13 protein-coding genes and 2 pseudogenes are annotated in these 14,007 nt (G+C 72.5%); 6 read left to right on the plus strand and 9 right to left on the minus strand.

The window, feature by feature from the left end; genetic code table 11:
* Positions 1-105: 105 nt before the first annotated feature.
* Together ABZ079_RS18545 and ABZ079_RS18550 are read right to left on the minus strand one after the other, a co-directional pair.
* Positions 106-1,944: an FUSC family protein gene (locus tag ABZ079_RS18545; RefSeq protein ID WP_356940494.1), complete on the minus strand. Its 1,839-nt coding sequence runs from the start codon at positions 1,942-1,944 to the stop codon at positions 106-108.
* A 245-nt stretch (positions 1,945-2,189) separates the two neighbouring features.
* Positions 2,190-2,950 (minus strand): annotated as a pseudogene (locus ABZ079_RS18550) (nucleotidyltransferase domain-containing protein).
* Between the two features lie 199 nt (positions 2,951-3,149).
* On the opposite strand from ABZ079_RS18550, the gene ABZ079_RS18555 reads away from it, so the two are divergent.
* From ABZ079_RS18555 to ABZ079_RS18570, 4 genes are all read left to right on the plus strand, one after another.
* Positions 3,150-3,557 (plus strand): YciI family protein, encoded by a 408-nt coding sequence (locus ABZ079_RS18555; protein WP_161066178.1) that lies wholly within the window; start codon positions 3,150-3,152, stop codon positions 3,555-3,557.
* Positions 3,558-3,565: 8 nt separating this feature from the next.
* Positions 3,566-4,750: a DUF6596 domain-containing protein gene (locus ABZ079_RS18560; protein WP_356940670.1), complete on the plus strand. Its 1,185-nt coding sequence runs from the start codon at positions 3,566-3,568 to the stop codon at positions 4,748-4,750.
* A 186-nt stretch (positions 4,751-4,936) separates the two neighbouring features.
* Positions 4,937-5,353 (plus strand): RidA family protein, encoded by a 417-nt coding sequence (locus ABZ079_RS18565; protein ID WP_356940495.1) that lies wholly within the window; start codon positions 4,937-4,939, stop codon positions 5,351-5,353.
* Positions 5,350-5,802, plus strand: coding sequence for a GNAT family N-acetyltransferase (locus ABZ079_RS18570; protein ID WP_356940496.1), 453 nt, complete (start codon positions 5,350-5,352; stop codon positions 5,800-5,802). The genes ABZ079_RS18565 and ABZ079_RS18570 overlap by 4 nt, the downstream gene beginning before the upstream one ends.
* Positions 5,803-5,905: 103 nt before the next feature.
* Here the strand turns inward: ABZ079_RS18570 and ABZ079_RS18575 are convergent, their stop codons facing one another.
* The gene (locus tag ABZ079_RS18575; RefSeq protein ID WP_356940497.1) at positions 5,906-6,601 is read right to left on the minus strand and encodes a uracil-DNA glycosylase; all 696 of its coding nucleotides are present in this window, start codon (positions 6,599-6,601) and stop codon (positions 5,906-5,908) included.
* Between the two features lie 367 nt (positions 6,602-6,968).
* Between ABZ079_RS18575 and ABZ079_RS18580 the strand changes: the two genes are divergently transcribed.
* Positions 6,969-7,676 (plus strand): RNA-binding S4 domain-containing protein, encoded by a 708-nt coding sequence (locus ABZ079_RS18580; RefSeq protein ID WP_356940498.1) that lies wholly within the window; start codon positions 6,969-6,971, stop codon positions 7,674-7,676.
* A 335-nt stretch (positions 7,677-8,011) separates the two neighbouring features.
* Here ABZ079_RS18580 and ABZ079_RS18585 read toward each other — a convergent pair whose 3' ends face one another.
* Both ABZ079_RS18585 and ABZ079_RS18590 read right to left on the minus strand, forming a co-directional pair.
* Complete coding sequence (locus tag ABZ079_RS18585; RefSeq protein ID WP_356940499.1) at positions 8,012-8,491, minus strand: DoxX family protein; 480 nt, start codon at positions 8,489-8,491, stop codon at positions 8,012-8,014.
* A 340-nt stretch (positions 8,492-8,831) separates the two neighbouring features.
* Positions 8,832-9,287, minus strand: a pseudogene (locus ABZ079_RS18590) (acyltransferase domain-containing protein); the annotation flags it as partial.
* 112 nt (positions 9,288-9,399) lie between these two features.
* Between ABZ079_RS18590 and ABZ079_RS18595 the strand changes: the two are divergent.
* Positions 9,400-9,696, plus strand: coding sequence for a DUF6343 family protein (locus ABZ079_RS18595; protein WP_356940500.1), 297 nt, complete (start codon positions 9,400-9,402; stop codon positions 9,694-9,696).
* Between the two features lie 87 nt (positions 9,697-9,783).
* On the opposite strand, the gene ABZ079_RS18600 is transcribed toward ABZ079_RS18595, so the two are convergent.
* The 4 genes from ABZ079_RS18600 to rpsA form a co-directional block, all read right to left on the minus strand.
* A complete protein-coding gene (locus ABZ079_RS18600; RefSeq protein WP_356940501.1) occupies positions 9,784-10,164 on the minus strand; it encodes a tetratricopeptide repeat protein in 381 nt (126 codons plus the stop codon).
* Positions 10,165-10,214: 50 nt separating this feature from the next.
* A complete protein-coding gene (gene coaE, locus ABZ079_RS18605; protein ID WP_356940502.1) occupies positions 10,215-10,862 on the minus strand; it encodes a dephospho-CoA kinase in 648 nt (215 codons plus the stop codon).
* Between the two features lie 130 nt (positions 10,863-10,992).
* On the minus strand, positions 10,993-11,931 hold the full coding sequence (locus tag ABZ079_RS18610; protein ID WP_356940503.1) for a PAC2 family protein: 939 nt from the start codon (positions 11,929-11,931) through the stop codon (positions 10,993-10,995).
* Between the two features lie 308 nt (positions 11,932-12,239).
* Positions 12,240-13,733, minus strand: coding sequence for a 30S ribosomal protein S1 (gene rpsA / locus ABZ079_RS18615; RefSeq protein ID WP_009322963.1), 1,494 nt, complete (start codon positions 13,731-13,733; stop codon positions 12,240-12,242).
* Positions 13,734-14,007: the final 274 nt, after the last annotated feature.

The following is a 14,007-nucleotide window of genomic DNA, read 5'->3' on the forward strand; positions in this document are numbered from 1 at the left end:
GCGCATCCGGTCACGTCCGTCGCGGCGCGGGGCGAGCGCCCCGACCCCTCCGGCCCAGCACGACGCCCAGGTGCCGGGGCATGCCGGTTCGGCGTCCGGGCGCGGCTATGCCGCCGCGGGCGACGGCACCCGCACGCCCGGCAACTGCAGCTCCCCCAGCGCCTGCCGCAGTTGGCGGAGATGCCGGGGAGTGAGCCGTCCGGTGTCGTCGAGGTGGACGGCGCAGGCCGTGGTCGTGTCCACAAGCCGTTCCAGGGCATCCGCGACGGCGCCCGTGCCCTCGGCGTGGCGGGCGAGCGCGGGCAGTTCGGCGGCGGCGAACGCGATGGCGGTTCGGGCCTCGGCGAGGGTGCGGTAGGCCTCCCGGCGCAGCGCCCACCGCTCGGCGCGGTCACCTGACTCGCCGAGGACGTGCAGGAGGTAGGCGTGCGCGGCGTCCCCGGCCGCGGCGAGCCGGGCCCGTACCCCGCCACCGCGCTGCCCGGGCATCGGCAGGTGCCCGACGACCAGCACCAGCGCGCAGGCCAGCAGTGTCTCGCCGATCCGGCTGAGGGACGCCTGCGGCTCTCCGCCGACCATGACCAGGGCTAGCACGAGGACCGTGACGGCGGCGGTCAGGGCGGCGAAGTGCCGGGTGGCGACCGGGACGAGCGCCCCGCACACCGCGACCAGCATGATCAGTCCTGCCGGGCGGGGCAGCAGCGCGGCGAGACCTGCGAAGACCAGGGCGCCCAGCACGGTTCCGGCGGCCCGGCACAGCACGCGGGAGGCGAGCGGCCCGAGGTCGGGCTTGACCAGGAAGACGGCGGTGGCGGGCAGCCAGTACCAGTGCTGGTGCTGGCCGTACCAGCGGGCGTGGTGCAGGGTCTGGGCGATGGCCGCGCTGCCGCCGAAGCAGAGGGCGACCCGCAGCCCGTACTCGCGTCCGCCGGCGCCGAGCGCGGCCCGTACCACGTCCTGGACGCTCCGGCGCCGGGCGAGCAGCCGGTGATGGGCGCCCTCGGCCCGGTCGAAGGTCTCGGCGGCGCGCAGCAGGGCGTCGTCGAGGGCGCGCAGCGCGGGCGCGGACCGGTGGGGGGAGGGCAGCGGGCCGGTGCCGGTGTCGCCGCGAACGGCGGAGGCGAGCCGCCGGGGCCCTTCCGCCGCCCGCGCCGCGACGGCCCCGCCCGCCCAGTACAGGGCGGTGGCGGCCTCGGCGAGAGGCAGCGCGGCCGCGTACCGGGCGTGCAGCCGGCGCTCGGCGGCCGAACCGGCGCACCGGCGCAGCCTGGGCCCGGCGAGGGCGTCCTGGGCATGGTCGAGGGCGGCGGTGAGCGCGGCCCGCCGGCCGGTGGCGTGCGCACCGCCCACGGCGTCGAGGAGCGCGGCGATCGCGTCGTACACGTCGGCGACCGCCTTCCGCTCGCCGTCGAACCGGAAGTCCCCGGTGAGCGCACCGGGCGTGGGCAGGGCGAGCCGCAGCAGGATCAGCCAGCCGGCGCCGGCGAGGAAGGCGAGGGCCCGTTGCCAGCCGCTCTCGGTCGCCGGCATCCCGGCGCCGATGGCGGCGGCGACGAGCAACTGCGTTCCGGCGGCGGAGGCGACAGGCCCGATGGCACTGATGCCGCCGGCGACCAGCCCGAGCGCGGTGAGCGCCAGGCTCAGCGGTACGGCGGCCATCCCCTGCCCGGCATACGTGCCCACGAGCAGCCCGAGGCCACCGGCCAGCGCGGGCACCCCGAGCCGCTTGACGGAGGACCGCCTGCTGCCGGGCCGGTCGTTGATCCCGGCGAGCATCGCGGCGATGGCGGCGAGCACCCCGGCGGGCGTCCGTCCGCTGAGCACACCGGCGAGCAGCAGCGGCCCTGTGGCGAGCGCCCCCCGGGTCACCGCGCTCCAGGGCACGGGACCGCGCTGGGCACGGAGAGCGTGGGCGAGCCAAGGGGGTGCGGCGGGCCGGGACACGGGGCTCCTGTTCGTACGAGGGCAGGGTGTGCCTTCGGACGACGGTGGCCGGGCGGTGTTCCCACCGGGCGTGCACCCGGGGGTGCACACGGTGGTGTCGTGGGATGTGCTTCCACGGGGGTGCCGTGGGATGCCGTTCCCAGGGTGGTTGCCGTGGGATCTGTTCCCACAATAAAGCGCGTTCCCCGAGCGAACGGGACGATCACGTTTCAGGGAGGTGAAAGGTGCCCGGAGGGCCGGTTTCTTTATGAACGCAACGCCCCGGCGATGATCTCCTCCGCTGCGGACACGGCAGGAACCAGGACCTCGGGCGCGGCCCGCAGCGCATCCACCACCGTGTCGATCTCCCGCAGCCCGGCCTGCTCCAGCAGCCGCTTCGCGTTGGTCACCCACTCCCCGCGTGCCACGAGCACGGCATGAGCGGCCTGGGCGGCGGTGGCGAGGGCGCCGGCCGTCTCGGTGAGGCGACCGTGCGGAGTGTGGTTGCCCTTCGCGCAGGCAAGGCTGGCGCAGGCGGTGCCGTGCCAGCGTTCGGCGGCGGTGGCGCGCGGCTTGGCCGGGTAGCCCGCCGGGCGGGCAGGGTGCCCTGAGGACCCGATTGACGGCCAGCTCGGCCACGATCGAATAGGCCGGGATGCCGGCGAGGTGGAGAGCAGCGGCTCCACCCGGAACCGTCCCTCCTCCGACTCCGTCAGCTCGTGCTCCACCACGTCCAGGCCCCGGTAGTGGACATCGACCCGACGTCCGTCGATGGTGAGCCAGGCCCCGCCGTTGAAGATCCCGCCGCCCCAGCCGCCGACCTCGGACACCTCGCCCTCCCAGTCGACAGCCGTAGGTCCTCCGGGTCGAAGGGGCCGCGGTGGTACACGGCCAGGTCCCAGCCGCTGTCGGGGCGATGGGTGCCCCGGGCCCGGTCACCGCCGAGGGCCACCGCTTCGACGGTGGGGAGTGCGGCCGGCCGATCGGCGCTCGCGGAGAGGAGGACGGGGTCGAGGAGGGTCGGCATGCTTCGGTCCTCCTGTCGGGGGGGGGCGGGGAGGGAGCGTAGGGGCGGGCGCGGTAGCGGCCTCGTCGAACCGAGTTCGACAGGCCCATCCACGAGAGCCCGAACGAAATCGGACGGCGATGTCGAGAACCCGTGTCCGGCTCCGTCCCCGGGGTGAACGCGACCACAATGGGCCGCACGAACACCGAGGAGAACCACGATGGCCAAGTACCTGTTGCTGAAGCACTACCGCGGCGCCCCGGCTTCGGTCAACGACGTGCCGATGGACCAGTGGAGCCCGGAGGAGATCTCGGCGCATGTGCAGTACATGAACGACTTCGCGGCCCGGCTGGAGAAGACAGGCGAGTTCGTCGACGGTCAGGCGCTCGCCCCCGAGGGAGCATGGGTCCGCTACGACGGTGAGGGGCGCCCGCCGGTCACCGACGGACCGTTCGCGGAGACCAAGGACCTCATCGCCGGCTGGATGATCATCGACGTCGACAGCTACGAGCGCGCCGTCGAGCTGGCCGGGGAGCTGTCGGCCGCCCCTGGGGCGGGCGGCAAGCCGATCCACGAGTGGCTGGAGGTGCGCCCGTTCCTCGCCGCGCCGCCCACCATCACGGAGTGACGTCACCGATGGACGAGGCGCTGCTCAGGAGCCTCACGCCCAGCGTGCTCACCGTCCTCGTCCGCCGCGGAGCCGACTTCGCGGCCGCCGAGGACGCCGTGCAGGACGCTCTGGTCGAGGCGCTCCGGGTCTGGGCGGCCGACCCTTCCCCCAGCTCTCGGCTTCGCTCGAGCAGGGGAGACCCCCTTCGGGATGCCAAGGGCTGGCTGGTCACCGTGGCCTGGCGCAAGTTCCTCGACGCGACGCGCGCCGACGCCGCCCGCCGCCGGCGTGAGGACCGCGTCAACGAGGAGCCGGCGCTCGGGCCGGCGCCCGCGGTGGACGACACGCTCCATCTCTACTTCCTGTGCGCCCACCCGTCGCTGACCCCGGCATCGGCGGTCGCGCTCACGCTGCGCGCCGTCGGCGGGCTGACCACCCGCCAGATCGCCCAGGCCTATCTGGTGCCCGAGGCGACCATGGCGCAGCGCATCAGCCGGGCCAAGCGCACCGTCTCCGGCGTGCGCTTCGACCGGCCCGGCGACGTCGCCACCGTGCTGCGCGTCCTCTACCTCGTCTTCAACGAGGGCTATTCCGGCGACGTCGACCTCGCCGCCGAGGCCATCCGGCTCACCCGGCAGCTCGCGGCCCAGATCGACCACCCCGAGGTGGCCGGGCTGCTCGCCCTCATGCTGCTCCACCACGCCCGGCGTGCCGCCCGGACCGCGTCCGACGGCAGCCTGGTGCCGCTCGCCGAACAGGACCGCGGCCGGTGGGACACTGCGCTGATCGCCGAGGGCGTCGGGATCCTGCAGGCGGCCCTCGCCCGCGACCGGCTGGGCGAGTTCCAGGCCCAGGCCGCCATCGCGGCACTCCACGCTGACGCGCCCACCGCCGAGGAGACCGACTGGGTGCAGATCGTCGAGTGGTACGACGAGCTCACGCGCCTGACCGACAGCCCGGTCGTCCGGCTCAACCGCGCGGTCGCCGTCGGGGAGGCCGACGGACCGCGCGCCGGCCTGGCGGCGCTCGCGGCTCTGGACGACTCCCTGCCCCGCCACGCCGCCGTGGCGGCATACCTCCACGAGCGCGACGGCGACCTGGCGACGGCGGCACGGCTGTACGCCGAGGCGGCCCGCAAGGCACCCGACCTCGCCGAGCGCGACCACCTGACGCGCCAGGCCGCCCGGCTCAACGCCCGCCGATGTCGCTGACGGGCCGCGCTCGGATTCGCCGCGGCACTGGGCGCGCCCCCGTGGCCAGAGCGGTCGCCTCATAGTCTACGAGTGGGCGCCGGCGGGCCCGGCGGGCCGGAAAACGGGATGCGCGGAGCCGTACGACCCCCGGATGATCAGGAGGTTGAGACCCCGACCCCCGCGCCCGACCCCCAAGGAGCTGCCATGATCCAGCGAGTGACCGCAACCGGGCTCCTCCCACCGCCCACGTACTCCCACGCCTCCGTCGTCGAGGCGGGCACGAAGCTCGCGTTCCTCGCCGGGGCCGTGCCGCTCGACGAGAAGGGCGACATCGTCGGCCCGGGGGACCCCGTCCGGCAGGCCGAGCGGGTGATCGCCAACCTCCGGGAACAACTGCACGCCGTGGGAAGCGCCTTGGAGCACGTGGTGGCGACGGACGTCTACGTCGTGAGCAGCGAGCCCTCGGTACTGTCGGCGGTGTGGGAGGTCGTGGAGTCCTCGGGGCTGAGCAAGGGACCGCACTCCTCCACGCTCCTCGGCGTCGCCTGCCTCGGGTATACCGGGCAGTTGGTGGAGATCACGGCGACGGCCGTGGTGCCGGAAGAGGGAACACGGGGATGACCGAGGTCGTCCTCAGACGGGCCGTGGCGGCCGATGCCCGTCCCGCCGCCGACGTCTGGCTGCGGTCGTTCGCCGCCGCGCTGCCCACGGTCGTCCGGCCCCACACCGACGACGACGTACGCGACTACGTCCGGGACGTCGTGGTGCCGTTGCGGGAAACCTGGGTGGCGGAGGCGGCCGGGGCCGGGATCGTCGGCCTGATGGTCCTCGACGGGGAGTTGCTCTCCCAGCTGTATCTGGACCCTGAGTGGCGAGGGCGGGGCCTCGGGGACCGGTTCGTCGCGCTGGCCAAGGAGCGCAGAACCGGCGGGCTGACCCTGTGGACCTTCCAGGTCAACAAGCCCGCCCACCGCTTCTACGAGCGGCATGGCTTCACCGCCGTCGAGTTCACCGACGGCAGGGGCAACGAGGAGCGGGAGCCTGACGTGCGTTACGCCTGGCGGCCCTGAGGACGTCAGCGGCGATGACCGTCCCAGCCGCTTGGGCAGCGGCTTGTAGCAGCCGCCCGCCTGGCTCCTCAGGCCCATCGGCACCGGGGACTCCGCGTGCTCGTTACGGCAGCCCGGCCGCGTCCGCCGCCGTGCGCAGCACCCCGCGCAGCATCTCGGCGGTGAGCCGGCCGGTGAAGGTGTTGCGCTGGCTGACGTGGAAGCAGCCGAAGACGTCAAGGCCGTCCAGGGCGACCCTGGTGCCGTGGGCGAAAGGCGGTCGGGGGCGGGGCACGGTCCAGCCCGCCTCGGCGAACGCGGGCAGCGTGGCCTGCCACCCGAACGCACCGAGGACGACCGCGGCCTTCAGCGTCGGGCGCAGCAGCTTCAGCTCCTGGACCAGCCAGGGGCGGCAGGTGTCGCGTTCGCCGGGGGTCGGCTTGTTGGCGGGCGGGGCGCAGTGCACGGGCGCGGTGACGCGGACGCCGTACAGCTCCAGGCCGTCGCCGATGCTGACGGACGTGGGCTGCGAGGCGAGCCCCACGTCGTACAGCGCCTGATAGAGCACGTCCCCTGAGCGGTCACCGGTGAACATCCGCCCGGTGCGATTGCCGCCGTGCGCGGCGGGGGCCAGTCCGACGATCACCAGCCGGGCGTCGGCCGGGCCGAAGCCGGGCACCGGCCGCCCCCAGTACGTCCAGTCGGCGAACGCGGCCCGCTTGGTCCGGGCCACCTCCTCGCGCCAGTCGACCAGCCGGGGGCAGGCCCCGCAGTCCGCGACACGCCGGTCGAGCCTGGCGAGGGCGCTGCTGTCCTCCATACCGCCACCGTATGCCCCGGCGGCGCGGGTCGATGCGGCCGGTCGCGCGCCGTGCCGGACCGGCCCGCGCACGTGCCCGACCGGGACGCGACCTCGGGGCCGGGAGGTGCGGGAGTGCGGGAGCGGGGCCCGAGTGTGCGGAGCGGGGGCGGCGCGGAGCGGCAACGCGGGCCCCGCAGTGCGTGAGCAAGGCGCGGGAGCGGCAGGGCAAGCCCCGCAGTACGTGGGCAAGGCGCGGGAGTGCGGGTGCCGGGGTGCGGGAGTGAGTGCGGGTGCGGGAGTGCGGAGGTGCCGGGGGGTGGGGTCGCGGTGTGCGGGCCGGGAAATTGTGTCCGGCTCTCCCGCCCTGGGGCGTTATGGTCGGGGCATGGCTTCCGAGGATGCGGACGAGAACGTGAACCGTGAGACCGGCGGGCCGGGCGGAACGAATCCCGCCCAGGATGCCAAGGGCTCCGACACCGACACCTCCGCCGACCAGCCGCTCGATCCCAAGATCGCCGCCGCGGTGGCGGCCGCCGAGGCCGCGGGGCCGGCCAACGGCGAGACGGTCCGGATCGACAGCTGGATCTGGGCCGTACGTCTGATCAAGACGCGTTCCCTGGGCGCCGCCGCCTGCCGCGGCGGGCACGTGCACGTGAACGGCGAGCGGGTGAAGCCCGCCTACTCCGTGCGCGTCGGTGACGAGGTGCGCCTGCGGCACGAGGGCCGGGAGCGTGTCGTGATCGTCAAGCGCCTGATCCGCAAGCGGGTCGGTGCGCCCGTGGCCGTCCAGTGCTACATCGACAACTCCCCTCCGCCCCCGCCCCGCGAGGCCTTTGCCCCCGCCGGTCTCCGCGACCGGGGCACCGGGCGCCCCACCAAGCGGGACCGTCGCGAACTGGAACGCCTCCGCGGCCTAGCCGGCCCGTCCGGCCCCGCAGGCTTCGGTGGCTCGGCCGGACGTGGTGGCCCAGGTGGGCCGGGCATGCCAGGCGGACCGGGCAGCACCCGTGGGTCCGAGGGGCCGGGAGGCACCCGACGGTCCGGCGGACCGGGAAACACCCGAGGGACCGGTGGTCGGTCCCGGGGACGGTGAACCGATCCGGCGTCCGGCACGGCGTCCGGCACCCCCGGTGCGACGACCGACACCCAGGTCCGCCGACCGGCACCGCGGGTCCGGTCGGAGGCGCCACCGGCAACAGCGGCTGACGCGCGCCGGCAACCGTCGTCGGCGCACGTCGGTGACCGCTGGCGGCGTACGCCGCTGACCACCGCCGAACACGCCGGCCAACGCCACCGCACACGCCGGCGACCACCGCTGACGTACACCCGGCACCACCGCTGATCCAGGTCGGACCAGTGTCGCTCCCCGATGCCGCGCCGACGGCCGGGCCCCGCGCCCGCCGGCAGCGACGGTGACGTCCGGCGGGGTCACCGCCGCCGCACCAGGCGCAGCAGCTCCCTGTTGCGCCCGCGCCGGGTCCAGGCGACCAGGGCCAGCGGCAGGATCAGGACGAGCGGGGTCGCCGCGTTCTGGCCGTCGAACGCGGTCAGCTGGACGATGAACGCCCCCACCATCAGCGCACCGAGTGCGACCGCCGCCACGGACTGCAGTACGGGAATCAACAGCGCCACTCCTCCGGCGAGTTCGAGCGCGCCGATGATGTACATCGCCCCGCTGCCCCAGCCGATCCGGTCGAAGGCCTCCACCGCCGACGGGTGTGCGATGAGCTTGGGGAGCGCGCTCGCGATGCCATAGAACAGGGCGAGCAGCACCTGCACGGAGCGGAGCGCGATGCGGGCCCACCGCGCGCGGCCGGTGGTCGAGCCGGCGGAGGCCGCGGACGTCGTCGCGGACGCCGTGGACGTCATCGCCGCCGTGGAGGTGACGGGAGCGGTGGTGTCGGACATGAGGGTCTCCTGGTGAAGCGGTACCGATTGCTTTCACCGAGACAGACCGGCCGCGGTCCGTGAACTCATCGCCATCCGCCGGCACAATGCCGACCCGGGGCCGCCACATCCCGTCGGGTGTCAGGCAGGCGTCCACCTCCAGTCCCGCCTCCGCCAGCGCCGACTCGACTGCTTCTTCGCCAGGGGCCGGGACAGCAACGTCCGCGTCCAGACCACGCCCGGGAACACATATCGTGCGCGCGCCAAGGATCCGGGCCAGTGTGTCGGCGGAGTCGCCCACCGCGGTGACCGTGGAACCGCGCTCCAGCAGGGGAGGGTCACCCGGCCCACGCCGCACGATCCGGGCCCGCTCGAACTGCAGCCGCCCCAACTGGTACAGCTCGCCAAGGAAGTGACGGACCAGCCAGCGCCGCAACTGGATCCCGGCCCTCCCGTGCCGCCGGCGGTGCGCCGCCATGTGGCGTCCCAGGTCGGCCGGGGTGCGCCGGGAGATCTCGGCCGGGATCCCGCGTTCCCGGTGGTGGGCGTGGGTGTGCGGGAGCGCGGCGAGGAAGACGTACACGGGGAAGGTGCCGGTGAGTGCGACCGGTGCCGAGGCGAACAGTTCACCGAGGTCGGGGGTGCGGCCCAGGTCCCCTGGATCCCGGAACAGTTCCTCGACACACGCCTCCAGCAGCCTCAGCGTGCCCGGGTCACCGGTCACTGTGCGCCGCAGTGCGACCAGTTCGTTGATGTCCTCGTGCGGCACGGCCAGGTCGACGAGCAGTTCCGGCAGGTCGTCGGCGTCCGGCAGCACAGCGGATCCCCCTTCGACGAACGGCACGGCATCCGGCACCGCCGCGCGTCGCCGCCCAGCGTTGATGCGCCTCGTCCTCGAAGAGTACGTTGCAAGCAGGAGTGATGATCCGATGCGTACGGGCAGTGAACCGGCGACCGCGCGCAGTGCGCTGCGGGTGCGGTTCTGGCTGAGCATGTGGGGACTGGCCTGGGCGATCTTCGGGACGACGGCGTTCGCGCTCGCCGAGCGCCCCGGCTGGGCGGCCGCCTGCGGGGTGCTCTGGCTGGTGGTCACCGTCGACATGGCCATGATCCTCAGGCACATCCGGCAGGGCCCGCACTACCAGCCGGGCCGTGACGTGCCGCCCTACCGGCCGCCGGAGGGCGGACCGCCGTACCCGGGCCCGCCCAGGCACGGGCATCCATGACGGGGATGCGCATCGAGATCAGGGACGCATGGCAGGCTCGGACAAGGACGGCGTGACGACGCCCGGTCGAGGACGGCGTGACGACGCTCAGTCGTCGAAGTGAGCCGCCTTCACATACTGCGGGTTGGGGTCGAGCGCGGCCGCCAGCCGGAAGTGGCGCCTGGCCTGGTCCGGGCGGCCCTGGCGCTCATAGGTGCGGGCGAGCGCGAAGTGCGCGAACGCGTTGTCCGGCTCGCGTTCCAGCACGATGGTGAACTCGAGCTCGGCGGGACGTAGTTGCGCCGCCGCGAAGAAGGCACGCGCGCGGAGCAGACGGGCCGCGGTGTTCTCCGGGTACGCGGCGATGACTCCGTCCAGCAGCTTCACCGCGCCCCGCGGGTCCCGTGCGTTGAGCAAATGCTCGGCGGCACGGAAGTCGATGACATGCGTCTCCGGAGTACGTCCGGCGGAACCGCTGGTCTCGGGCACGGCACAGTCCTTCCCTCACTACGCCTCTTCAACGCCCGCAGACGCGCCTGTTATTCCGTGCCGCCGCCTTCCGGACGGCTGTCGCCGGGCTCCTCCCCACCTCTGCTCACCCGCCGCATCAGGTCGTCCCACACCTCGGCGACGCGTTCCCTCAGCGCGTCCAGCGGTACGTCGTTGTCGATCACGATGTCCGCGATGTCCCGGCGCTGCTCGCGCGTCGCCTGCGCGGCCATGCGGGCCCGTGCGTCCTCCTCGGTCATACCGCGCAGCCGGACCAGCCGGTCGAGCTGGGTCTCGGGGCTCGCGTCCACGACGACCACGACGTCGTAGAGCGGCGCGAGGCCGTTCTCGGTGAGGAGCGGGACGTCGTGGAGCACCACGGCGTCGTCGGCCGCGGCGGTCTCCAGCTCGCGGGAGCGGGCGCCCACCAAGGGGTGGACGATTGAGTTGAGGACGGCGAGCTTGTCGGGGTCGGCGAAGACGATCGAGCCGAGCCGGGGCCGGTCCAGGCTGCCGTCTTCACCGAGGACGTCCTCCCCGAAGGCCTCGACCACGGCCGCGAGGCCGGGAGTGCCGGGTGCCACGACCTCGCGCGCGATCCGGTCCGCGTCGATCAGCACGGCCCCGTGCTCCACGAGCAGCCGCGACACCTCGCTCTTGCCGGCGCCGATGCCACCGGTCAGGCCCACTTTCAACATGAGCGGAAGCTTAGCCCTGCGACTGACAGGGCTACCCCGGGCACCGGCACCGACACCCACACCGACACCGACAGGAACTCGCCCCGCCTCCGCACGGAGCGCGTCCCAGGCCGTCGCCTTCGCGGGATCCCTAACTGTCGCCTTCGCGCTCCGCCAGGAACCGCTCGAACTCCTGCCCGATCTCGTCAGCCGACGGAATCTCCACGGGCTCGGCGAGCATGCTGCCCCGGGTCTCGGCGCCCGCCGCGGCGTCGTACTGATGCTCGAGGCCCTGGACGAGTGCGGTCAGTTCCTCGTCGCCCTCCTGGATCTGCCGGTCGATCTCCGTCTGCGTGCGGTGCGCCTCCGTGCGCAGGGAGTGCGCGACGCCGGGGAGGACCAGTCCGGTGGCGGCCGTGATGGCCTCCAGAACGGTCAGGGCGGCGTCCGGGTACGGGGAACGCGCGATGTAGTGCGGGACGTGCGCGGCGACGCCCAGGACGTCGTGCCCGTTCTCCATGAGGCGGTACTCGACCAGCGATTCGGCACTGCCGGGTACCTGGGCCTCCTCGAAGGGGCTGCGGTGACCGGGGACCAGGTCGGTACGGTTGCCGTGCGGGGTCAGGCCCACAGGGCGGGTGTGCGGGACACCCATGGGGATGCCGTGGAAGTTCACGGAGAGGCGGACGCCCAGCCGCTCCACGATCTGGCGCACGGCGGCCGCGAACCGCTCCCACTCCACGTCCGGCTCGGGGCCGGACAGCAGCAGGAAGGGGGCGCCCGTGGCGTCCTGGACGAGGCGCACCTCGATGGCCGGGACCTCGTAGCCGTCCCAGCGGTCCCGCTTGAAGGTCAGCAAGGGCCTGCGGGCCCGGTAGTCGACGAGCCGGTCGTGGTCGAAACGGGCCACGACCTGGTGGGGCAGTGAGTCGAGCAGGCGGTCGACGATCTGGTCGCCGGTCTCACCCGCGTCGATGTATCCGTCGAAGTGGTAGAGCATGACAAGGCCGGCCGACTCCTGGGCTAGCGCCATGTCGACAACGGCGAGGCCCTTCGGCTCCCATGCGTACAAACCCTGCGGATCAAGCACTGTGACCGCTCCTCCTCGTGTTCCTCAGGAACAACGCGCCCTGGAGCGTGGGCATTCCCGCGTCCCGTCGCTGATCAGGCATCTCGCCCAGCGCACCTTGACGACCCGTCAGCCGGTCCGTGGTACACGAAGGGGGTGTTCACTGCGGCACCAACGTCCAGGTGATCCCCTGAGGGGCGCGGGGAACCACGCATCCAGGCGCAACGGGCCCGCGGAGCGGTGACCGGCCCGGCCCAGGGAACTCCGAAGGGCCGCACCCCGAAAGGTACGGCCCCTCAGCACTAACGGCTAAGCCTCAGCGGCAGCGTTCAGCTCTGGCCGCCGGCCAGCTTCTCACGCAGCGCGGCCAGCGCCTCGTCCGAGGCGAGCGCACCGGAGGTGTCCGCACCCTCGGAGGAGTACGAACCGCCACCGGACGCGGCCGGAGCGGCAGCCTCGCCACCCTCGGCGGCAGCGGCAGCGTCGGCCTCACGGGACTTGATGACCTGCTGCTGGTGCTGCTCGAAGCGGGACTGCGCCTCGGCGTACTGGCGCTCCCACTCCTCGCGCTGCTTCTCGTAGCCCTCGAGCCAGTCGTTGGTCTCGGGGTCGAAGCCCTCGGGGTAGATGTAGTTGCCCTGGTCGTCGTAGGACGCGGCCATGCCGTACAGGGTCGGGTCGAACTCGACCGAGGCCGGGTCGGCACCGAAGGACTCGTTGGCCTGCTTCAGCGAGAGGCTGATGCGACGACGCTCGAGGTCGATGTCGATGACCTTGACGAAGATCTCGTCGTTGACCTGGACGACCTGCTCCGGGATCTCCACGTGGCGCTCGGCCAGCTCGGAGATGTGGACCAGACCCTCGATGCCCTCGTCCACGCGGACGAACGCACCGAACGGAACCAGCTTCGTGACCTTACCGGGCACGACCTGGCCGATCTGGTGGGTGCGGGCGAACTGCTGCCACGGGTCTTCCTGGGTCGCCTTCAGCGACAGGGAGACACGCTCGCGGTCCATGTCGACGTCGAGAACCTCGACGGTGACCTCCTGGCCGACCTCGACAACCTCGGACGGGTGGTCGATGTGCTTCCAGGACAGCTCGGAGACGTGGACCAGACCGTCGACGCCACCCAGGTCCACGAAGGCACCGAAGTTGACGATCGAGGAGACGACGCCGGAGCGGACCTGACCCTTCTGGAGGGTCGTGAGGAACGTCTGGCGGACCTCGGACTGGGTCTGCTCCAGCCAGGCACGGCGGGACAGGACCACGTTGTTGCGGTTCTTGTCCAGCTCGATGATCTTGGCCTCGAGCTCCTTGCCCACGTAGGGCTGGAGGTCGCGGACACGGCGCATCTCGACCAGAGAGGCCGGAAGGAAGCCGCGGAGGCCGATGTCGAGGATGAGACCACCCTTGACGACCTCGATGACGGTACCGGTGACGATGCCGTCCTCTTCCTTGATCTTCTCGATGGTGCCCCAGGCACGCTCGTACTGGGCGCGCTTCTTCGAGAGGATCAGGCGGCCTTCCTTGTCCTCCTTCTGAAGGACGAGGGCCTCGATCTCGTCGCCGACGGCGACGACCTCGTTCGGGTCGACGTCGTGCTTGATCGAGAGCTCGCGGCTCGGGATGACACCTTCGGTCTTGTAACCGATGTCGAGCAGGACCTCGTCCCGGTCGACCTTCACGATGACGCCGTCGACGATGTCGCCGTCGTTGAAGTACTTGATCGTCTCGTCGATCGCGGCGAGGAATGCTTCCTCGTTACCGATGTCGTTGACCGCTACCTGCGGGGTGGTGGCGGTGGTCTCGGTGCTGCTCGTCATGTGGGAAAGGGCTCCGGTACGGACATTGAAGTCGTAGGTACTGCTTACGCCGGGAGCCCGTTTCGCTCTGCAGAAGCCGGACAGCCAAGGAAGCGCCACACAAAACCACTGGTGGCGCCTCGACAACCGAGGGGACATACAACAGATGCGAGCGCAGCCTGCTACGTCTGAGGTGCGCAGGCCCGCAGCGCAACTTGTAGCATACGGGGGCAGCCGGACAGGGTCAATGCGCGAAGGCGCACACCCGGGGCGGTTCGCCGTATTTCCGGCAGAA

It is taken from the genome of Streptomyces sp. NPDC006314 (assembly GCF_040613075.1).
GTDB lineage: Bacteria > Actinomycetota > Actinomycetes > Streptomycetales > Streptomycetaceae > Streptomyces.

What these genes read in the sequence shown, in the direction of transcription:
- ABZ079_RS18585 (WP_356940499.1), bottom strand. Translation starts at nt 8,491, where the DNA reads ATGTCCGACACCACCGCTCCCGTCACCTCCACGGCGGCGATGACGTCC.
- ABZ079_RS18565 (WP_356940495.1), top strand. Translation starts at nt 4,937, where the DNA reads ATGATCCAGCGAGTGACCGCAACCGGGCTCCTCCCACCGCCCACGTAC.
- rpsA (WP_009322963.1), bottom strand. Translation starts at nt 13,733, where the DNA reads ATGACGAGCAGCACCGAGACCACCGCCACCACCCCGCAGGTAGCGGTC.
- ABZ079_RS18580 (WP_356940498.1), top strand. Translation starts at nt 6,969, where the DNA reads ATGGCTTCCGAGGATGCGGACGAGAACGTGAACCGTGAGACCGGCGGG.
- ABZ079_RS18570 (WP_356940496.1), top strand. Translation starts at nt 5,350, where the DNA reads ATGACCGAGGTCGTCCTCAGACGGGCCGTGGCGGCCGATGCCCGTCCC.
- ABZ079_RS18560 (WP_356940670.1), top strand. Translation starts at nt 3,566, where the DNA reads ATGGACGAGGCGCTGCTCAGGAGCCTCACGCCCAGCGTGCTCACCGTC.
- ABZ079_RS18595 (WP_356940500.1), top strand. Translation starts at nt 9,400, where the DNA reads ATGCGTACGGGCAGTGAACCGGCGACCGCGCGCAGTGCGCTGCGGGTG.
- ABZ079_RS18555 (WP_161066178.1), top strand. Translation starts at nt 3,150, where the DNA reads ATGGCCAAGTACCTGTTGCTGAAGCACTACCGCGGCGCCCCGGCTTCG.
- ABZ079_RS18575 (WP_356940497.1), bottom strand. Translation starts at nt 6,601, where the DNA reads ATGGAGGACAGCAGCGCCCTCGCCAGGCTCGACCGGCGTGTCGCGGAC.
- coaE (WP_356940502.1), bottom strand. Translation starts at nt 10,862, where the DNA reads ATGTTGAAAGTGGGCCTGACCGGTGGCATCGGCGCCGGCAAGAGCGAG.